This window comes from Acidaminococcus sp., from assembly GCA_022482815.1.
Classification (GTDB): Bacteria; Bacillota; Negativicutes; order Acidaminococcales; family Acidaminococcaceae; genus Acidaminococcus.
In genome coordinates this window covers 1,277,443-1,298,893 of record JAKVOM010000001.1, presented here as the reverse complement: position 1 = coordinate 1,298,893, position 21,451 = coordinate 1,277,443, and the positions used below count along the sequence as shown (strand labels likewise).

General features: G+C 46.9%; 17 protein-coding genes and 2 other annotated features. Of the genes, 9 read left to right on the top strand and 8 right to left on the bottom strand.

The genetic code is table 11. The annotated features are described in order from the left end of the window. Positions 1 to 199: 199 nt before the first annotated feature. A complete protein-coding gene (locus LKE33_05710; protein ID MCH3950414.1) occupies positions 200 to 1,438 on the bottom strand; it encodes a Glu/Leu/Phe/Val dehydrogenase in 1,239 nt (412 codons plus the stop codon). A gap of 124 nt (positions 1,439 to 1,562) precedes the next feature. Then, positions 1,563 to 2,789 carry an HD domain-containing protein gene (locus LKE33_05705; GenBank protein MCH3950413.1) on the bottom strand — a complete coding sequence of 409 codons (1,227 nt, stop codon included), beginning with the start codon at positions 2,787 to 2,789 and terminating at the stop codon, positions 1,563 to 1,565. 350 nt (positions 2,790 to 3,139) lie between these two features. Here LKE33_05705 and LKE33_05700 point away from each other — a divergent pair, with 350 nt between their 5' ends. The 5 genes from LKE33_05700 (at position 3,140) to LKE33_05680 (ending at position 8,689) form a co-directional block, all read left to right on the top strand. After that, positions 3,140 to 4,138, top strand: a complete 999-nt coding sequence (locus LKE33_05700; protein ID MCH3950412.1) for an ABC transporter ATP-binding protein — start codon at positions 3,140 to 3,142, stop codon at positions 4,136 to 4,138. Further along, positions 4,135 to 4,995, top strand: a complete 861-nt coding sequence (locus LKE33_05695; GenBank protein ID MCH3950411.1) for an ABC transporter permease — start codon at positions 4,135 to 4,137, stop codon at positions 4,993 to 4,995. Before LKE33_05700 ends, LKE33_05695 begins: the two co-directional genes overlap by 4 nt. Next, complete coding sequence (locus LKE33_05690) at positions 4,976 to 5,773, top strand: ABC transporter permease (protein MCH3950410.1); 798 nt, start codon at positions 4,976 to 4,978, stop codon at positions 5,771 to 5,773. The genes LKE33_05695 and LKE33_05690 overlap by 20 nt, the downstream gene beginning before the upstream one ends. 7 nt (positions 5,774 to 5,780) lie before the next feature. Further along, complete coding sequence (locus tag LKE33_05685; protein ID MCH3950409.1) at positions 5,781 to 6,845, top strand: spermidine/putrescine ABC transporter substrate-binding protein; 1,065 nt, start codon at positions 5,781 to 5,783, stop codon at positions 6,843 to 6,845. A gap of 512 nt (positions 6,846 to 7,357) precedes the next feature. Next, entirely contained in the window at positions 7,358 to 8,689 is a 1,332-nt protein-coding gene (locus tag LKE33_05680; GenBank protein ID MCH3950408.1) for a citrate:proton symporter, read from the top strand. 221 nt (positions 8,690 to 8,910) lie between these two features. Here LKE33_05680 and metA read toward each other — a convergent pair whose 3' ends face one another. After that, on the bottom strand, positions 8,911 to 9,834 hold the full coding sequence (metA, locus tag LKE33_05675; protein MCH3950407.1) for a homoserine O-succinyltransferase: 924 nt from the start codon (positions 9,832 to 9,834) through the stop codon (positions 8,911 to 8,913). 40 nt (positions 9,835 to 9,874) lie between these two features. Continuing rightward, positions 9,875 to 10,115: a binding site (T-box leader), on the bottom strand. 530 nt (positions 10,116 to 10,645) lie between these two features. After that, positions 10,646 to 10,890 (top strand) — a binding site (T-box leader). Positions 10,891 to 10,961: 71 nt separating this feature from the next. Between metA and LKE33_05670 the strand changes: the two genes are divergently transcribed. Continuing rightward, positions 10,962 to 12,263, top strand: a complete 1,302-nt coding sequence (locus LKE33_05670; protein ID MCH3950406.1) for an O-acetylhomoserine aminocarboxypropyltransferase/cysteine synthase — start codon at positions 10,962 to 10,964, stop codon at positions 12,261 to 12,263. A gap of 162 nt (positions 12,264 to 12,425) precedes the next feature. Here the strand turns inward: LKE33_05670 and LKE33_05665 are convergent, their stop codons facing one another. From LKE33_05665 to LKE33_05655, 3 genes are all read right to left on the bottom strand, one after another. Continuing rightward, positions 12,426 to 12,662, bottom strand: a complete 237-nt coding sequence (locus LKE33_05665; GenBank protein MCH3950405.1) for a hypothetical protein — start codon at positions 12,660 to 12,662, stop codon at positions 12,426 to 12,428. Positions 12,663 to 13,112: 450 nt separating this feature from the next. Continuing rightward, the gene (citG, locus tag LKE33_05660; protein ID MCH3950404.1) at positions 13,113 to 14,498 is read right to left on the bottom strand and encodes a triphosphoribosyl-dephospho-CoA synthase CitG; all 1,386 of its coding nucleotides are present in this window, start codon (positions 14,496 to 14,498) and stop codon (positions 13,113 to 13,115) included. Beyond that, positions 14,485 to 15,417: a LysR family transcriptional regulator gene (locus tag LKE33_05655; GenBank protein MCH3950403.1), complete on the bottom strand. Its 933-nt coding sequence runs from the start codon at positions 15,415 to 15,417 to the stop codon at positions 14,485 to 14,487. The genes citG and LKE33_05655 overlap by 14 nt, the downstream gene beginning before the upstream one ends. A gap of 245 nt (positions 15,418 to 15,662) precedes the next feature. Between LKE33_05655 and citD the strand changes: the two genes are divergently transcribed. The 3 genes from citD to citF are packed head-to-tail and all read left to right on the top strand — an operon-like array spanning position 15,663 to position 18,439. Beyond that, positions 15,663 to 15,962, top strand: coding sequence for a citrate lyase acyl carrier protein (citD, locus tag LKE33_05650; protein MCH3950402.1), 300 nt, complete (start codon positions 15,663 to 15,665; stop codon positions 15,960 to 15,962). Between the two features lies 1 nt (position 15,963). Next, entirely contained in the window at positions 15,964 to 16,872 is a 909-nt protein-coding gene (locus tag LKE33_05645) for an aldolase/citrate lyase family protein (protein MCH3950401.1), read from the top strand. A gap of 1 nt (position 16,873) precedes the next feature. Continuing rightward, positions 16,874 to 18,439: a citrate lyase subunit alpha gene (citF, locus tag LKE33_05640; protein MCH3950400.1), complete on the top strand. Its 1,566-nt coding sequence runs from the start codon at positions 16,874 to 16,876 to the stop codon at positions 18,437 to 18,439. A gap of 445 nt (positions 18,440 to 18,884) precedes the next feature. On the opposite strand, the gene LKE33_05635 is transcribed toward citF, so the two are convergent. Together LKE33_05635 and LKE33_05630 are read right to left on the bottom strand one after the other, a co-directional pair. After that, positions 18,885 to 20,141, bottom strand: coding sequence for an O-antigen ligase family protein (locus LKE33_05635; GenBank protein ID MCH3950399.1), 1,257 nt, complete (start codon positions 20,139 to 20,141; stop codon positions 18,885 to 18,887). Further along, entirely contained in the window at positions 20,138 to 21,433 is a 1,296-nt protein-coding gene (locus LKE33_05630; protein ID MCH3950398.1) for a bifunctional folylpolyglutamate synthase/dihydrofolate synthase, read from the bottom strand. The genes LKE33_05635 and LKE33_05630 overlap by 4 nt, the downstream gene beginning before the upstream one ends. Positions 21,434 to 21,451: the final 18 nt, after the last annotated feature.

The window sequence follows — 21,451 nt, the reverse complement described above, 5'->3', positions numbered from 1 at the left end:
CCGTGCCTGCCCTTTATTGCATCTGCAAATTTAACAAACAGACTAAACTCAAAAAAGAAAGAATCCCTCAGCCTTGCAGACAGCAAGATTGAGGGATTCTCAATTTTTTAAAGAAAAAGTGATAATAAACAAGGAGGCATCGCCCAAAGGCGATGCCTCCTCGCCGTGTTTTCTACAACACGACCGTAACAGGGTTCAATTAGATAATGCCTCTCAGCTTCATCGGTTCAACGAGAGCATTCAGGGCTACGATGTATGCGCCTACACGCATGGTGGTATTGTACTTCTTAGCAGCGTCATAAACGTTACCGAAGGCCTTAACCATCATCTTTTCCTGTCTTTCAACAACTTCTTCTTCGCTCCAGAAGTATCTGTACAGGTTCTGTACCCATTCGAAGTAGGATACGGTTACGCCGCCGCCGTTAGCCAGTACGTCAGGAACCACAGGGATACCTCTCTTTTCGAAGATATCATCTGCTTCTGCATCCGTCGGGCCGTTAGCAGCTTCAACAATCATCTTAGCTTGAACTTTTTCAGCATTCTTAGCGGTCAGCTGGAGTTCCATAGCAGCCGGAATCAGAACGGTAACTTTTTGCAGCAGAACTTCTTCGCCCGGGATAGCTTTTGCACCAGGATAGCCGGCAATCAGGCCATCATGTTGTTTAGCATAAGCTTCTACCTTGTACGGATCCAGGCCGTTTTCGTCATAGATACCGCCGGAGATATCGGACAGAGCAACAATCTTCAGTCCTTTATCAGCTGCGCACTTAGCAGTCCAGGAACCTACGTTGCCGAAGCCCTGAATAGCAAGCGTTGCATCTTCCGGTTTAACACCTTCGCGTTTCAGCAGTTCCAGGGTAGCGGTGATAACGCCACGGCCGGTAGCGGAAGTACGGCCCAGGGAGCCGCCCATGCTTACTGCTTTACCGGTGATGAAACCAGGAGCAAACTGGCAGTTGATCTTGGAGAATTCATCGCACATCCAAGCCATGATCTGAGCGTTGGTGTTCATATCAGGAGCCGGGATATCTTTCTTTTCACCAATCAGCGGAGCAATTCTGTCGATGTAGCCGCGGGTGATCTTTTCGAGTTCAGTCTTGGAAACCTTGCGGGGATCAACGATAACGCCGCCCTTGCCGCCGCCATAAGGCAGACCAGCAATTGCGCATTTCGTGGTCATCCAGAAGCCCAGGGTCTTAACTTCATCCATGGTAACATTCTGATGATAACGAACGCCGCCCTTAGCAGGACCAAGGATGGTGCTGTTCTGAGAACGATAGCCGGTGAATACCTGTACATGGCCATCATCCATCTTTACAGGGATGCTGACTTCAACCGTACGTTCCGGTTGAGAAATAACGGCTTCTGCATTCGGATCAAGGTTGATCAGTTTAGAAGCTTTCTCCATAGGGATTTTTGCCATTTCAAATAAACTCATTTGTAGCGCCTCCTAAAAAAGTTTCTTGAACCCTTACGAACCTATTATAACATGATTCATAATTAACAGTTTATTTTTTTGTATTTTGTATACAATTTGCTTTTACACGCGAAAGAAGCCCGAATTATCTAGCTTCCTTCTGTTGTCTGAATTGTTCGTAAATGGCTCCAAACGGGATTCCGCCAATTACTTTTCCCTTATATTTTTGAGGCAAAGTCTCTACAGCGTTCGTTAAATGGGAAGACGTAATCCCGCATTGAATACTGATCCAGGCCTCCATAAAAGCAGCCAGATGATCGCAGCCCTTTAACATTTCACCATCAATCGGATCATACTCATCCAAGTTGTACTGCTCCGGAATGTCCCCGTCGAGCAGATGAATTTTCCCGTCAATACGGATGCGGTTCCTGAACTCATGCATGGTAAAGTTCAGGATATCGCTCTGCCAGTTGTCAGGCAGAAGCGGCAGCAGTATTTCTTTCATCTGCCGTTCCTCGATTTCCTTGATTAAATCATCGAGACCTTCAATAGAGCGTTTGATTGGAGAAATAATATCACGCGTCAGTACTTCCGGAAGGTCATGCCAGAGTCCGCCCAGGAAATCGTTGACGATTCGCTGCCGGCAGGCACCCCGTGCCGATGCACAGAAATATCCCATCACAGCGACAACCAGTACGTGCCCCATGACGGAAGTTTCCGGCACGCGGGGTGACTGGGACCAGCGTTTCTGAAAACGAAGTTTCCCTATCAAATCCACAAATTTTCTGGTTTTGCCGTTCATGGCAATTTTTTGCACGCCGGCCAGATTGTAATGTTCTTCGATTTCATCGGCGATGGCGCTCTTGATTTCCTCAACACCGAAGATACCCCCATTCATCCGATAAACAATGCGAAATTCCCATTCTGTAGCCAGATAATGAGCAGCACGAATAATTTGTTTTTCCAAACGGTACCGATCCTCATCAAAATAAGCACGGAATTTTTCCATGAACGAACTATCCTTAAGAGAAGGTACCCTCCTCACCAGTTCCTTATACACCCAGGCATTCAGCTGTGTGCCTCTTTCCCGCATCAGCTCATGAAACAGGGGTGGTTTGATATCAGTCAGCACGACACGATGAAGGAATTCAAAGATGGCGCCTTCTACCAGCACCTGCCAATTCAGGACAGCACCATGATCTTGTTCCTCATAACGGGCCAGCACGTACATGATCATCATTTTGTGTGCCTGTTTATCCAGTTCCGTAAATCCCTGCGGCCGGATATGATCATTCCAGCGCTGGATATGAGCGGCTTCAAAGATAAACTGAATTAAATCCTTAGGAAGTGCCAGTTCCTGTAACTCACTCATTCCGCAATCCTTTCTGAACCATTTCGATTCGGCAAAAAGCTTTTTCGCTGCTGTTTTTGAAAATTTTCTACATATATATATTACTTATTCGTGATTGCTTTCAAAAACCTTTTTTATTGGTTTAAAATTAATCGACTAATCGACCCTCTTTTCCCAATTTTTCCATTGGGACGTCCTTGCCTTTTTATCGAATTTGTCCTGCGAATACGGGGCCAGAGATTGGTGCTCGGAATTGAAACTTGATTCTTCACAAAATTGTTTTGTTGACAATCGAAACATGATATAATAAGCTGATTTATTGTTTTTATTGATTGATTAAACCAATCCAGAAAGGTTGTGAGATACCAAAGATGAAAGAAATGATCCGGTTAGTGGGTATTACAAAAGAATTTGATCATAATTTGATTATTCCCACTTTGAACCTGACCATCGGGGATGGGGAATTTGTCACGCTGCTCGGCCCGTCCGGGTGCGGAAAGACAACGATTCTGCGCATGATTGCAGGCCTGGAAACGCCGACATCCGGGCAAATTTTCCTGGATAATGAAGACGTAACGAAACTGGCTCCTTACAAACGGAATGTCAACATGGTTTTTCAGCATTATGCTCTCTTTCCACACATGAATGTAGAAGAGAATATCCGCTTTGGTCTGATGATGAAAAAAGTTCCCAAAGAGGAACAAGACAAGCGCATCAACCAGGTACTTTACCTGACACAGCTGGAAGAGCTCCGTTACCGTAAGCCGCAGCAAATGAGCGGCGGTCAGCAGCAGCGGGTAGCCATCGCCAGAGCTGTCGTCAACAATCCGAAAGTCCTGCTGCTTGATGAACCGCTGGGGGCCCTGGATTATAAATTAAGAAAAAAGATGCAGCTGGAGCTTAAAAATCTGCAGCGAGGCCTCGGAATTACGTTCATCTACGTCACTCATGACCAGGAAGAAGCTCTGACAATGAGTGACCGGGTCATCATTGTCAATGGCGGCCGCATTGAGCAGGATGATCCTCCTGCGAAGATTTATCAGAACCCGAAGAGTCAGTTCGCTGCCAATTTCATCGGCGAAAATAATTTCTTTGCGATTGAAAATGACCCGGACCATGTACTTGCCATCCGTCCGCAATATATCAATGTCACGGAAGAAGAGGCTGCGGCTGAAACAGCTCCTTTCTATTACGGGACGGTAGTGGAAATTCTCTTTACCGGCACAATCACCAAGGTCTATATTCGTTTGGACAATACAAACCAGATGGTCACAGCTTATCAATTTTATGATGACAGAAAACGGTGGAAAGCGGACGACCGTGTCGGCATCAGCTGGAATGAAAAAGATGCTGTGAAGGTGATAAAATGAAACGGGGAAAATGGCTGGTTGTACCAGCAATGGGCTGGCTGACGCTCTTCTTTGCACTGCCGCTCATTATTGTCGTGGTCGTTTCCTTCGCCTCCCGCACCGCTTACGGGCAAGTCGTTTTCAATTGGACACTTCACAACTACATTCGTTTCTTTGAACCACTGTACCTTCGTATTTTTGTTACAACAATCGTCACTGCTATCATTACAACAGCTGTAACTTTTGCACTGGGATACCCGGTTGCGTACACGATTGCCATGATTTTGCCAAAGAAATGGCAGCAGTTTGGAATCATCGTAGTTATGATTCCCTTCTGGATCAACTTTTTGATTCGTTCTTTCGCCTGGGTGATTATTCTGCGTTCCCAGGGGGTAGTCAACACACTGCTGCTCCATCTGGGGCTCATTCAAAAACCACTGACACTGCTGTACAACGACGCAGCCGTGCTTCTCGGGATGGTGTATGCCCTGCTTCCCTTTATGATCCTCCCTATCTATGTTTCTCTGGAACAGATGGATAAACGCCTGCTTGAAGCCTCCAGCGACCTTGGTGCGACACCGCTCGTTTCTTTCCGCAAGATAACTCTGCCGCTTACGATGCCGGGGGTTGCTGCCGGTTCCATCCTGGTATTTATTTCTTCACTCGGAATGTTCGTTGTTCCGGATATCATGGGCGGTGCCAAAAGTGCCCTCATCGGTAATATCATCCAGAATCAATTCCTATCCGCCCGTGACTGGCCTTTCGGCAGTGCCTTGTCAATTATTCTGGCCTTCCTGGCCCTTATCATGATTCTGCTTTATTACAAGGCACTTCAGGCGCAGAAAGGAGGTCAGGTCAATGAAAAACACATGGCGTAGCGGTACATTGACAGCGTATACGCTCTGCGTAATCGCTTTTCTCTACCTGCCTCTTCTGATCCTGTCACTCTACTCATTCAACTCTTCCCGCATCAATGCCGTCTGGACGGGCTTTACTTTAAAATGGTATACGTCCCTCCTGAGCAATGACCGCGTGCTGGAAGCTTTGACCAACAGCCTTATCATTGCCTCGATTACGACCGTTGTCTCAACAGTCATGGGGACGTTTGCAGCCCTTGCTCTGCATCGCTATCAGTATCGCTGTAAACTCTTCCTGAACAGTCTGCTCTATCTGCCCATTCTGATTCCCGAAATCGTCATGGGGCTTTCACTTCTGATTTTGTTCTCGCAGACAGGCATTCCTTTGGGCAAACCGACTCTCGTCATAGCCCATATCACATTTTGCTTATCTTTTGTCATTATCACCGTAGGTGCGCGCCTCGAAGGCAGCCGGGATGATCTCGAAGAAGCTGCCAGTGACTTATATGCCACTCCCTGGCAGTCCTTCCGGTATATCACGTTTCCGATGATTCTGCCCGGTGTCATCGCCGGTGCTTTGATGGCATTTACACTTTCCATTGATGATTTTGTCATCAGCTTCTTCGTGGCAGGGCCTGATTCCACGACGCTGCCGCTTTACATCTATGCGATGGTAAAACGTGGTATCTCTCCTCAGATTAATGCTCTGTCGACATGCATGATGTGTGTTACCGTTTCTCTCATTGTCATTTCGCAGCTTCTGCAAATGAAAGGATATCATTCTCAAGGAAAGGATTGATGTTTAGATGAAAAAATGGCGTTTGCTTGTCACCGCGTCTCTCTCCCTTCTTATTCTGTTTGCTGCCGGGTGCGGCGGTGGTCAGAAAGAAAGCAAAAAAGAAGAACAGAAAGTGCTCAATATCTTCAGCTGGGCTGATAACTTCAACCCGGAAGTACTGAAAGACTTTGAAAAAAAATATAACTGCAAAGTCAATTACGATGTTTTTGCCAACAACGAAGAACTGCTGGCAAAAATTCAGGCCGGCGGTGCTCAATATGACGTAATCCAACCTTCTGATTATATGGTTTCCACCATGACGAAGCTGGACCTTTTGGAAAAACTGGACAAGAGTAAACTGCCTAATACGGAAAGTATCATGGAGAATCTGAAAACTCCGGCCTATGATCCTAAAGGGGAATATTCCGTAGTTTACACATGGGGCATTACGGGAATTGCTTATAACCCCAAATACATCAAGACGGCGCCTACTTCCTGGAATGACCTTTGGAACCCTGAATACAAAGGCCGTGTCATCCTGCTGAATGATACGCGTGAAGTTTTTGGCATGGCCCTGAAAAAGCATGGTCATTCCAATAATTCCAAGGATGAAGGACAAATTCGGGAAGCCTTTGACGACCTGAAAGCCTTAGCACCTAACGTCCTTGCCTACGATACGGACAGCATCAAGCAAAAATTCATTGCGGAAGAGGCCTGGATCGGTACCATGTGGTCAGGAGACGCCTATTTTGCCCATAAGGATAATCCGGATATTGCTTTCGTCATTCCGAAGGAAGGTACCACCGTCTGGGCAGATACCCTGGCAATTCCGAAAGGCGCCAAGCATAAGGAACTGGCAGAAGAATTTATCAACTACCTCTATGATCCTCAGGTTAGTGCCAAGAACTATGAATATATCGGCTACAATGATCCGAACACCAAGGCAGCCGAATTCCATAGCAAAGAATATCTGGATGACCCGATGCTGAAGACAGCCGTTGATGAAATCAACAAAGGCGAATGGCTGACAGATATTGGCGATGCGATTACGATTTACGATAAGTTCTGGACGGAATTAAAGACGATAAAATAATGAAAAAGGGGCTGTGAAATAATGCGTGCACATTATTTCACAGCCCTTTTTCACGCTTTCCGCCGCCCGCCTGTGGAAACAAAATTGCTAAAGCAATTTTGACTTGAATTTATCAAAACGACGTTTTGAATGCAGGCTGGGCAAAAAGCCATAAGCGTCTTTTTATTTTTTTGTCGTAACTCCTTAAAGGTCTTGAGATACGATTCTGATATCACAATCCAGATGTTCCATTTTTAATTTTTCTCAAAACAAGTAAAATTGTAACAATTGAATAGATTCAAAAAACCTTGATGCCATGCGTATTTGAGGGCTTCTATAATCATTATCTTATGATTTCTATATCAATATTTATATTAGTTTTCAAATATTTCATATGATACTATTTGTACTAAAGAAAAGTTTGGGGCGCCATCTGATTACTCGTACCTGGTATCATGGCTGTGTAATTTCATTATCTTTTCTGTTGCAGGGAACGCCCCATTCCCGGACACTCTACACAAGGGGGTAGAAAAATGCTGTTAGGTATTGTTGGTTTTGCGATGGTAATCATTATCGTCGCGGCACTGATTCGCTCCAAATCGAACCCTGTGCCTCTGTTCGTCATTGTCCCGGTTGTAGCTGCTCTCATTTGCGGTTTTACTCCGGCCCAGATCTTTGAATTTGTCAAAGCTGGTGTAGGCAAGACTTGGTCCACGGCCGTACTGTTCATTTTCTCCATTGTTTACTTCTCTATGATGGGTGATATGGGCTTGTTCGACCCGATGGTAAACTGGCTGGTTAAGAAGGCTGGTTCCAACATCGTTATGGTTACGGTAGCAACGGCTTGCATCGCCGTAATTTCCCACCTTGATGGTGCTCTGGCTTCCACGCTGCTGATCACGATTCCGGCTATGCTCCCAATCTATAAGAAACTGCATATGCGCCCGGTTGTGCTCGTCTGCATCATCGGTGCCGCTATGTCCATCATGAACCTCCTGCCTTGGGGCGGTCCTGTTGCTCGTACCGGCGTTGTCCTGAATGTCGATGTTAACGATCTCTGGAAGGAACTGATTCCTCTGCAGGGTGTTGGCCTTGTTATTCTTATAGGTTTTGCCGCTTATATGGGCATGATGGAAAAACGCCGTGGTGCCGGCCTCGTTCCGACGGGCAAAGCTGCCGAACTGTCTGAAGAAAACTCCAACTCCAACGATGATACCCTGAATGACGACGACAAGAACTTCATGTATCGTCCGAAGATGATTTGGTTCAACGGCATCCTGACCCTCTTCGTTATCGGTCTCCTCTGCTTCACCAAGATTCCGATGTATGCCGCTTTCATGTTTGGTCTGGCAATTGCTTTGATTGCTAACTTCCATTCTGCTTCCGACCAGGCACGTGCTATTAAGATGCACGCTGCAACGGCTCTGACCATGCCGATGATTCTGCTCGCATCCGGCGTATTCCTGGGCGTTCTGTCCAAGACCGGTATGATGAAAGCTATGGCTCAAATGCTCATTGCTATTATTCCTACCTCCCTTGGCGGTCACCTGCAGGACATCTTCGGTATCTTCGCAGTACCTATCGGCATGATGCTCGGTACCGACTCCTACTTCTTCGGTCTGCTGCCTCTGGCTATCGGCGTTGGTCAACAGTTCGGTGTTGATCCTCATGACATGGCTATGGCAATGCTCATTGGTAAGAACTACGGCGTACTGGTTACCCCGCATGCTGCTACGACCTTCCTGGCCTGCGGCCTTGCCGGTATCGAAATCAAGGAACTGCTGAAGTTCTGCGCTCCGAGACTCTGGGTACTGTCCTGGATCTCCCTGGCTTGCGGTGCTATCCTCGGCCTGTTCCACCTCTAAGGAATCCAAAAATCCGAAATACAAAAAGCTCCATCCATTCGGGTGGAGCTTTTTTGTAGCCTGTTAGTCATACCTAAAAATATCTTTTTGTTTATTATTTTACTCTGGCCGCAAGGCCGTACTCCGCACTGCCGCAGGCCAGACGCCAGAAGCTGCTTCCTTCAGGGCTTTCCTCCATATACAATTTTTCTCCATCCATCGTAAGGGCCATAAAAGAATACTTATTCTTTCCGGGTCAGCTGCAGCAGGTCGTAGGGCGTTTCCTGGTAAACCATATTAACCCAATTGGTGTAAAACAAGTGGGCATAGCTGCACCATTTGAAGCAGGGCTGTTCAGTGCTGTCGTTGTCGGGATAGTAGAATTTCGGCTGCTCCGGATCAAGACCCTTGTTCTTGTCCCGGACGAATTCCTCCTGCAGGGTATTCCGGTCGTATTCGAAATGACCCATGACAAAGATGTGGCGCATGTCGCTCGTGCAGCAAATGTTGATACCATTTTCGGCGCTGCGGCTCAAAACCTCAAGGCGTGAATCGGCGTCAATCTTATGGTCATCTACACGAGTATAGCGCGATTGGGGAATAAAATAGCGGTCGTCAAACCCACGCAGGAGCGGATGGAAGCTTGTTGTCAGGCCATAGGAATAGATGCCGCAGAGCTTTTTCGGAAGCATGATCTTGGGAACCTTATAGTAATAGTACAACCCGGCTTGGGCACCCCAACAATAGTGGAGGACGGAAAAGACATGGCTCCTGGCCCATTCGAAGTACTGGACAAGTTCAGGCCAGTATTCGACATCCTCAAAGTCAATCTTTTCCACAGGAGCTCCGGTGACGATGAAGCCATCGTAATAACGGTCTTTGATGTCGTTCCATTCAAGGTAAACCCGATTCAAATAGGAATTATCCGTGTGGGTACTGACGCGGGACACAGGACGGCAGAAATCAATCTCAATCTGAATGGGAGAATTTCCCAAAAGGCGCAGCAGCTGCAGTTCCGTCGGTTTTTTAAGAGGCATAAGGTTCAATATAAGAATCTTTAAAGGACGGATATCCTGCGTCATGGCGCGGTCTTTTCCAATGGTGACAATTCCTTCTTCACGGAGACGGTTCACAGCGGACAGTCCCCCGTCGATTTTAATAGGCATAGTAAAAACTCCTTTCATGCAAAAAAAAAGCTTCCGTCCCTGCAGGGACGAAAGCATCGTGGTACCACCCAGCTTTACCTTGCCGCTGGGCAAGGTCTCTCGGGAACGCGGCATCAGCCGGATTCCCCAGTGCGATAACGGGCACATCCGTACGGCTTACTGCAATTTTCAGCCAATCCGCTCCGGGACCATCTTCCTTTCTTTGTCTGCACTCCCTTTCACCATTTTGGGAGCTCTCTGTGGCTAGGCGCCAAAAGTACTCTTCCCTTCATCGCGTTTTCCTATGAAATGAAATTGGATGAATTCTAGCATACTTCGGAGCAGCCGTCAAGAAAAAAAAGAAGGAACAAGAGAGGAAAAGGACATCGTGTAAAATCTATTACAAAATAATGCTGGATGGGAACAAAAAAGAAAGAGTATAACAGCCGCTGTGAAATAATGTGCAGTATTATTTTACGGCCACTGTTCGTATTCCGCCGCTCGTCCGTGATGGAAAAATTGCCAGGGCATTTTCTTTGATTTTACAAAAATAAAAAAGAACGCATCGATTAAAAACGTGAATCACGCTAATGCCGTTCTCTCTCCTATGATATGACTTACTTTCAATAAGCAGCTAAAAATACACAATCCTGCGTCAGGCAATTTTATACGATGTTCATTTTCTTTAGTTGTAACATTTTAAACATATGTACATTAATCATACATCTGATGCAACGCATTTTATTAAGACTCTCAATATTTTTTTAAAAAAAGTTAACTTTTGTGTTGACAGGACATTATTTCCATGCTAGACTCACATCATCAACTTAATAGTGTTGCAATGAAGAGAAGAGTACACAAAGAGGAGTGGCACAGAGAGTTCTCGAAATGGTGAAAGAGAACGCACAAGAATTTGTGGAAGATGGACTCCGAGCAGATTGGTCGAATAGTTAGACCGTCCGGGCGCACCCGTTACAGTGCTATGGTATTCAAGGCTTTCAGCCTGCGTACCTGAAGAGGCTTAGGTCGTGAGACCTAAGTGAAATTGGGTGGTATCACGGTGCTTCCGTCCCTTGTTAAGGGGCGGAAGCTTTTTTATTACAACACCGTATTTAAGTTGCATATTATCATTAACGGAGGAATGAATCATGAGTATCGACATCACAAAAAAGAATTACAAATTTGAAACCTTACAACAACATGCCGGCCAGGTACCAGATCCTGCGACGGGTGCGCGGGATGTACCAATTTATCAGACGACTTCCTATGTCTTTAAAAACACACAAGACGGGGAAGATCAATTCGCACTTCGTAAACCAGGCTTCATTTATTCTCGTTTAGCTAACCCGACTTGGGACGTTCTGGAAAAACGAATTGCCGCTTTGGAAGGTGGGACTGCTGCACTGGCAACAGCAACCGGTGCCGCTGCGATTTCCCTTTCTCTCATTAACTTAGCCGGTGCCGGCGATGAAATCGTAGCAGCTCCTACCTTGTACGGCGGTACTGTTGAAATGTTTACCGACACATTCAAGCATCTCGGCATTCATGTCAAGTTTGCTAATCCCGATGATTCGCAGTCTTTTGCATCATTAATTACAGACAAAACGAAAGCATTCTACTTAGAAAGCTTGGGAAATCCGGCTGTAAATATTCCTGATTTTGAAGCTATTGCAGACATTGCGCATAAAGCCGGCATCCCTGTTCTAGTCGACAATACCTTTGCTACACCGTACTTGTTCCGTCCGCTTGAACACGGCGCTGACGTCGTTCTTCACTCGGCAACGAAATTCATTGGCGGTCACGGTACCACCTTAGGTGGTTTAATTGTTGAAAAAGGTGATTTCGACTGGGAAGGTTCAGGACGTTTCCCTGAAATCGTCGCACCAGATGAAGCCTATGGTGGATTAAGTTTTGGCAAGGATATTCCCGGTGCCGGATTTGTGACTCGTGTTCGTGCCAAGTATCTCCGTGACCTCGGTGCTTCTTTGAGCCCATTCAATGCATGGCTCCTTATCCAGGGCTTGGAATCACTGTCTCTCCGCATTGAACGTCATGTATCGAATGCACAAAAAATTGCGGCCTTCTTAGAAAATCATCCGGCTGTTGCGAAAGTCAATTATCCATCTTTGCCAAGCTCTCCCTACTACAAATTAGCTCAGAAATATTTCCCGAAAGGAACGGGCTCCATTTTCTCCTTTGAATTGAAAGCAGGATATGAGGCAGCCCGTAAATTTATCGATGCTGCTGAAATCTTTACGGATCTTGCTAATGTCGGTGATTCCAAGTCGCTCCTCGTTCATCCGGCATCGACAACACACCAGCAGCTTTCACCGGAAGCATTGAAAGCTGCTGGTATTACAAGTGGTACGATTCGTATCTCTGTAGGCCTTGAAAATGTTGATGATTTGATTGCCGACATCGAACAGGCTCTTGAAAAAGCCGCCAAATAATAAATGCTGAATATTTTACCATGTCCGGTGAATATAGAGATATCCTTGTTTGAGGAATGCCAAGCCTGACGGCTAGGTTTAATGAAAACAGCCAGCGACCTGCACAAAAAAAGACCGTGAAACAGTGACCAATCACCGTTTCACGGTCTTTTTTCTAATTATTTACTTTGCTTCCTGAGTAAGCATTCCCATAATATCATAGGTTTCATGAATGTCGGCACGTCTTACTTTACCGGCTCCTGCCAGGATGAACAGAGGATAGCCGAGCACATCGCCCTTATGGCCTTCCCCTTCAAAAACACGAAGTCCTTTGTAATCTACATCTTTTCTTACTGCCTGATCATAACGGGCATTGACAGCAATCTTGTCAGCTGCATTTTTGTAATCTCTTTCCGTCATGGAAAATCCCTTCCCTCACAAAATAGAAAATATAATATTCCGCTGCGGTAAGATATTTCTTACCATCATCGACGAATAAGCCGATGTATTCCTACGGAACTCCGTAGCATATTGTAGTCTTTTTTAGAAAAATTTCAAGATTGTAAAGCAAACAATTTTTTTACATATAAATCTATTATTTTCCAGAAAACGGCTCTGTGTCTACGTTTCCTACGTTCTTACTATGAATAAGTATCATTAATTCACAGTATAAATAAGTATTATTAAATTTATAAATACCATTCGGAAAAAGACTTAATTTTTTTCTTATTATTATTTTTGAACCGGCGAGCAATATGTCTGCGATACTTTGGAACTTTTTGCAGCAAGTCAAACTTTCACATCGTTATTGTCGAAAAATATACAAAAAATCCCGAAATGAAGCGGTAAACTATCATTTCGGGATCTTTCCTATTTGCTTGCAAACAAGTACTCCATCTTTGCCAGAAAAATGGATAGAATCAACAAATCCGCACAGCCTCCGGGACTGATGTTGCGTTTCACGAAATCATCGTTAAGCTCCCAGACTGCTTTAATTCCTTCCGCAGTAAAAGCTCCGCCTTTCTTAAGGATTTCAGCAGCGGCCTGCTGTGCGTAACGCAGCGTCTCGCGATTGCTGCGGCTCAGAATATTAGTATCCTCTACCTTGCTCATGAGGAGCAGTAAAGTCTGTATATATGCCTCATTTGCCGGTCTGTGCTCTGCCATATATTGGCGCAGCGCCGGCAGACCGATAGCCTCAACGGCAGGAAAACCGTCCATGGCTTCCCCGCGAATGCCGCGACAGCCTTCCTTCACATAGAGAATTTCTCCATGGGTATGCGGATGATATGGGTCTATCTTGGCAAAATCCTGAGCCAGAACGGGTGAAACACTTTTCCCGATGTCTTCAAGGATTGCTTTGCTGTCCACGAAACCTTCCCTGGCCAGGTGCCAGAGCGTAAACGAGGCTACAAGCCCCATCGAAAAAATGATGCCCTTATGCGTATTCACGTTATTCGTTGCCCGAAACATCGCTTTTTCAGCGGCAGCTCCCGTAGGACGCAGTGCCGTAAAAAGTTCTTCTCCCGAACCTTCCCAGCGCCAGCCTTTTTCCGCCATCTGACACAGATAAGGTAAAATAGCATCCGTACTAAGGGCAAAGGTATGGCAGTCCATATCTTTATGAGCTCCCGAGTTATCCATGTCCACAAGCCCCGGTTTTGGCGTAGCAGCGACCTCCCCTTCAAGGGCGTCACGCATAAAAATCTGCGCCGAATCAAGAATGAAATTCTCCAGGATCCGGTGCACATTTCTTACAAGGACCGGAACCGTATGCTTCCTGCTGCGGGCACACGCCTGAGCCGGCTGTGAGCAAACAAAACAGGTTCTCCCCGGCAGTCCCAGCTCCGTACGGGACAATTTTCTGCCGTCTACATCCAGAACATCCATATCAAAAAGGCGCCCTAACCGGTCCTGATTTTCCAAGCCCGAAGAAATCCGTTTGATTTCCTTCGGATCCCCATCAAGAACATAATATTTTTCGTACCCGGTCTTATAGTTGATGACCTTCTCATAAACAATATTGATGCCGGCCTCTCCCAGTGCCAATTCGAGCCGCCGCACACCTTCCAGAAAACCGCGGCGAACGAGCAGGGAGACTTTTTGCGGACCGGGAATATTCATCGTAAAAAACAGCAGTGGTTTATGATATTTTTCAATCAATTTTTTCTGCGCCATCACGCGGCCGTCACGGGCCCGCAGCATATCCGGCACTTCGACCCGCAGCTCGGGCGGAACGGGATTAATTTTCTTCATGATCTTTCGATACCCTCTCGTTTTTGCCATGCGATTTAATCAATTCAACAAAAGCCCGTGCATAGGGGCTGAGGTAAGCATCCTTGCGGCTGCAGACGTAGCAGTAACGCTTATTGGCGATGCCCAGAAGAGGATAAATGGCGCAGTGATTCCGAGACATGAAATATTCATCCAGATATACATCCGGACAGATAAAAACAGCCTCCATACTATCAACCAGCCGTTTTCCGACTTCGATGCTGGATGTTTCCAGAATGATGCTCGGTTTCATCTCATACACGTCAAACAACGTATCCTGGACGCGGCGCACGTTATGCCCCTCTGTAATCGAAATGAAGGATTCATTTTTAGCTTCCGTCACATGAATCGGAGTCCCCGGTTCGATGCGCTGAGCCAGCATCGTCAGCTTGTTGGCAACGAGCACCACATCTTCCGTTTCTACAAGGTCATAAGTCAGCTCATCATTACTGGGTGTAGTCGTAAGAACAGCAATATCCACGGCTCCGTTAAGAACTGCTTTTTCCGTAATATTACTGCCGGCTTCCTGGATTTCTAATTTGATATGGGGGTAACGCTGCCGAAAAATCGGCATAACCTCAGGCAGCATCTGCATGGCGCGCTGAATAGGAATCCCGAGACGCAGCGTACCGTAACCTTCATACTGGATATCGGCTACTTCATGAAGTAAATTCGTACTAATGGTAATAATCTTTTTGACAGCGGTTATATACTTCTTGCCTGCTTCTGTCAGTACGATTGGTTTCGTGTTCCGCAGAAAAATAGGAGCTCCCAGATATTTTTCCACCGCTTTGATGGTCTGGCTCAAAGCCGGCTGAGAGACGTGCATCGCCTTAGACGCATTAGTGATGCTCCCCTCTTTAATAATTTCCATGATGTACTGTGCATGCTTTAGGTTCATCCTTGACTCCCCTCCTCCATTTTCATGGCAAATTTTCGCAGTTTCAAGAGTTGTTTAAATTACACAATATTTATGAAAACAATGATATCCGTCAAACCCCGCATGCTGTGCGGGTTTTCGTGTTTAAATAAGAATAGTCTTATGCTGATTATACCATTATTTATATTAGTTTTCCATTTTTTCCTGTGTTACTATCAGTATGTAAGAATCTAAACAGTTCTTGTTTTAACGAAGGAGGAATTTTCATGGAATTAAAGAAGGCAGCCATGGCTGGCACTGTTGAGTCTTCTGATGCCCAGATTACGGTTGAACCCGGTACGAACGGCATTGAACTCTCCATCGAAAGCAGTGTGATTCATCAGTATGGCAGACAAATCAAGGCTGTTGTCCTGGATACCCTGAAGAAACTCGACGTTAAGAACGCCAAGGTTTCCGTTGTTGACAAGGGTGCACTTGACTGCACACTGAAAGCACGTGTAGAAGGCGCTGTATTCCGTTCTATCAATGAGGACCCGGATACTCCGAATCCTTGGGAGGTCTTATAATATGGCAAACACGAATCCTAACTTCAAGCGTTTAAGAAGATCCATGATGTTCCTGAACGCACAAAAACCGAGCCTGATCAAAGATCCGTATGTTTATAAACCCGATTCCATCATGCTGGATCTGGAAGATGCCGTAGCTGAAAACCAGAAGGATGCTGCCCGTTATTCCCTGTTCCATGCCCTGAAGGAAATTGATTATCATGGATGCGAACGCGTTGTCCGTATCAATGGTCTGGAAACTCCGCACTGGAAGGAAGATATCCGTGTCTGCGTAGCAGGCGGTGCTGATACCATTCGTATTTCCAAGTGCGAATCTGCCCAGGATGTCAAGATTGTTGAAGATGCCATTACGGCAGCTGAAAAAGAATTCCATCGTGAAGTTGGTTCTACCTTGATTATGGCTGCTATCGAATCTACGAAAGGTATCCTGAACGTTTATGATATCTGCAAGGCTTCCGATCGTCTGTTTGGCGTTGCTCTCTCCGGCGGCGACTACACCAGAGACCTGCAGACCTCCATCTCCAAGAGCGGCGTTGAACTGATGGGTGCCCGTCAGCAAATGGTTATCGCAGCTCGTGCTACCGGCAAGATGTGCTTCGATACCGTTTACACCGATCTGGACGACATGGAAGGCTTCCGCAAGGACGTCGAAATGATCAGAACCATGGGCTTTGATGGTAAATCCATCATCAACCCGCGTCAGATTCCTATCTGCCACGAAGTGTTCACTCCGACCGAAAAACAAATCCGTTGGGCTGAAGCCGTAGTTCGCGAAATCGACACCAAGAAAGCAATGGGTATCGGTGTATTCACCATCAATGGTAAGATGCTGGATATCGCTTTCTATGACGGTGCTAAGAGAACGATCGCCCTGGCTAAGGCAGCCGGTGTTTATAAGGGGGATTTATAAGATGAAGAATGCAGTAGGTAGAGAGATTCCTGAAGAGATCCTGAAGGCAACCGGCAAAGACGTCTTCCGCGGCAGCTTTGCCAAACACCTCGTTGAATACAAGGCTGCTACCCACACGGTAGCTCCTGTCATGGATCCCCATTACAGCAAAGTGGTAGATTCCATTGAAGATGTTCTGAAGAAATGCGGTATCCATGATGGCATGACCCTTTCCTTCCACCATCATTTCCGTGAAGGGGACTACGTCGTCAACATGGTTATGGAAGCTGTTCACAAGATGGGTATCAAAGATATCACCATCTGCGCTTCCTCCCTCGGTAAAGCTCAGGCTCCGATTGTTCCGATGATTGAAGACGGCACGATTACCAATATCCAGGCTTCCGGCGTACGTGGACCGATTGGTCAGGCTATTTCCAACGGCAAACTGAAGGGCCTTGCTATCATGCGTGGTCATGGTGCTCGTGTTCGCGCCGTTGAAACCGGCGAGACCCATATTGACATTGCCTTCATTGGTGCTCCTTGCTCCGATGACATGGGCAACGCTCGTGCTGTGGGCAGTGCTACCGGCAGTGACTGCGGCGTTCTCGGTTACGCAGCCATTGATGCTCAGTATGCTGACAAAGTTGTTATCGTAACGGATACGCTGGTTCCGTTCCCGAACGTACCGGCTTCCATTGATATGACCAACGTTGACTATGTAGTAAAGGTTGACGCCATCGGTGATCCGAGCAAGATTGCTACCGGTGCTGCTAAGCCGACTACTGACCAGAGAAAGCTCCTGATGGCTAAGTATGCTGCAGACTTCATGGTTCATATGCCCTGGTACAAAGACGGTTTCATCTATCAGACCGGTGTAGGCGGTGCTTCTATCGCTTCCACCAAGTATCTGGCTGAACATCTGAGAAACGACAATGTTCATATCGGCGTGGCTATGGGTGGTATTGCCCAGACCATCTGCGAACTGCAGCATGAAGGCCTGATCAACAAGATTGCCGATACCCAGGACTTCGATACCTATTCTATCGAAGATATCAAGACCAACCCGAACCATTACGAAATCACGACTTCCCAGTATGCTGATCCGTTCAACAAGGGCGCATATGTCAACAAGCTGGACTTCGTAATCCTCGGTGCTCTCGAAGTTGATACCCACTTCAACGTTAACGTAGTTGTAGGTTCCGACGGCGTCATCACCGGTGCTCAGGGCGGCCATCCTGATACGGCTGCCGGTGCAAAGTGCACTATCGTTATTGCTCCGCTGCTGCAAGGCCGCAGCCCTGCTATCTGCACAGACTGCACCACTGTTACGACTCCGGGCGAAACGGTTGACGTAGTCGTTACCGATTATGGTATCGCTATCAACCCGAAACGTCAGGACATCATCGAAGCTGCCAAGGGCTGCGATCTGCCAATCTGCACGATTGAAGAACTTCGTGACCAGGCTTACAAGATTGTCGGCAAGCCGGATCCGGTTCAATTCGAAGACCGTGTTGTCGGTATCATTGAAGCTCGTGACGGTTCCATCATGGATGTCGTAAGACAAGTAAAGAAGGATGTTGAAATCTAATCTCATCCTCGTATAAAAAATCTCCGTTCCCCTGAAGGGGGACGGAGATTTTTTAGTTGGACTCACCGAGTATCTATCCGCAATGCGGCTAGCAACCCACACAATAAGAGCTTCTAAAAAAATAAAATCCATTTTTAAAGGGCAGATAGCCGTTAGCAGCTTGCAGATAGCTGCCGATAGCGAGGGAATAAAAAACGCATTTAGCCTTTTGCTTATGGCATGTAGCATTGGATTGATACCTATCTTCCGCCACTTCGTGGCTCATCCTTCCGACTGCGTGGAAGGAGTTCCCAAAGGAATACCCAACCTGACGGTTTGGTTTTAATGAAAGGCAATTTTGCTTCCACAGACGAACTGCGGTCAGCGGACGGCTGGAGGCGGAAAGCGTGAAAAAGGGACTGTGAAATCATGCACACGCATTATTTCACAGTCCCTTGATGATTATTTACGGTTCTTCTATAGGTTCGTTATCCTTGGTAATACTTTCGAGTGCTATCAGCATAGCATTAAAGATCCAGAAAAGAATACCAAGCTGAAGATTAAAGAGCGTATAGTCCGTCATTCCGGCCACGAAGATTCCGACAATGGAAGCCATATACCCGCAGGCCATGCCGCGAATCCAGGGATCAACTTTGCGATGGCGAATCTGCCGTGCCGTCTTGATAAGCTGATACATCACATAGACAAACAGGATAAGCCCCACAATACCCAGTTCGGCAGCCACGTTAGTCAGGATATTGTGACTGTGATACATAATTACTTCAGGATCAACGTAGCCCCAGTTGTAGTCAGGGAATTCAAATTGATACCCATACCAGCCGACGCCGAAGGGATGCTCCTCAATCATCGATGTAGCGCTTTCAAGATACATCACTCTCAGTTCTGCCGAAGTATCTTCAATAGAGAAGATAGACATAATCCGGTTTGCCAATTGGTCCCAGCCAAGGTACAGCACACCCAGGCCGCCGCCTACAAACGGCAGGATTGCCTTATGATAAAAGGCTCCGGCAAAGACAAACAGGACAAAAAAGAGAGCAATCCAGTTACCACGGGAAAATGTCAGCATGAGGCACGTTACAGACGCAACGAAGATAATCACAAGGGAAGTTCTCCGTTTGCCTCCCTTTAACGGCCCGAACAGCCCTTCACTGTAAGCAACCGTGAGGACAAGGAAGCTTGCCAGGATATTCGGATTCTCCAGCGTAGAAATGGCACGACGCGTCATCGTGGGGAATGCGTAGTGATCAATCCATTCAATATCCTGCACGGTCACTCCGTAAAAATACTGCCAGATGCCGTAAATTGCCACAATCCCAGCTGCCACCATGAAGACTTTGACGAGAAACAAGGAACGGCGCCCCGTGCTGCCGTAGCGCAGCATAAAGTAGAACATCCCTACTTCCTGACCCACTACATACAGCCAGTTATATCCGCACAAGGCAGGGTCAGGAGACCAGATGATGCTGAGACCGCTCAGAATAAACAGTCCCCACAGCGGGCGGCTGATTTTCTTGGAAATATGAGCATCCGGCCAGAACTGACGCGTCCTGATGACGTTAATTACATTCAATACGAGCATGACAATGAATATGCCCTGTGCAGCCTTAAGATAGAGCGGCAGCGCAAACATATATAACGCCAGCAGCCCGTAAAGAACCTGGTTTAAATTCCACGATTCGGGAAAAATTCGCTTATTGGTCATACCATCACCTGATCAAGGCCCATTCCCTTGAAATTCCCAATCAAGTACAGTGAACCACAGACGAGCACGACGTCATCCGGACCTGCTTCCGACAGTGCTTTCTTAAAAGCCGCTGCCAGATCATCCACAGGAACGGCCTTTTTGTGCAGACGGGCCGCCAGCTTTTCCGGCTTTTCCGCCCGTGCCGTGTCATCAGCCTGCACTGTGTAAATCGTATCCTCCTCACGGAAGAGAATATCAGCTACCTTGCTGACATCTTTATCCCCCATCATACCAAAGACAAAGATCCGGTGTGCATGAGGATAATATTCATCCAGTGCCTTTCTCAGCACGGTTACTCCCGACGGGTTATGTGCCCCGTCGAGAATCACATCCGGATGATGATGAATCAATTCCAGCCTGCCAGGCCACGTTGTTTCTGCCATCCCGCGCAAAATTGCCTTTTGCGTAATAGCCGGATTTTTTGCAGCAAGGACTTCCGCAGCTTTGACGGCCACGGCCCCATTGATCAGCTGATGGTCCCCGGCAAGATGAATGGTCACATCCATGTCCTTTCCATCCGCTGTATAACGGAAGACCTGCGTATCCATTGACCCCTTAAGCGCGGTATAGGAGAAGTCCCTCCCCCATTCGAAGCAGGGGCAGTGCTTGGCAGCAGCCGTTTCAGCCACCACTTTCAATGCGTCTCCTTCGCAGGAAGTGACAACGGGAACGCCCTCCTTGATGATGCCCGCTTTTTGTTCGGCAATAGCCGCTATGGTCTTGCCCAGACGCGCTGTATGCTCCAAAGTCACATTGGTGATTACGGAAACTTCCGGAATAATGATATTCGTAGAATCCCAAAGTCCGCCCATGCCGACTTCTATGACAGCATAGTCTACGCGTTTCCTGGCAAAATACAGGAACCCCATGGCTGTCAGCACTTCAAACTGCGTTGGCTGCTCACCGCCGTCAGCCATGAACGCTTCGACAGCCTGCTTAACTGTTTCAGTAACGGCAGCAAAATCGGCATCAGAAATTTCTTCGCCGTCTATCGTCATCCGTTCATTGTAGCGCACAAAATGCGGAGAGGTGTAACAGCCGGTTTTCTTTCCGGCTGCTGTCAGTATATGACTCAGATAAGAGGCAACACTGCCCTTACCGTTGGTCCCGGTAATGTGAATCGTCTTGATTTGACGTTCCGGATGTCCCAGTCTTTCGGCCAGCCCCTGGATACGTTCCATGCCCAGATTGATTCCAAATTTGCCGAGGCCTTGTACGTAGCTGAGAGCCTCTGCATAATCCATTGCCATGGTGCCATTCTCCTTTCA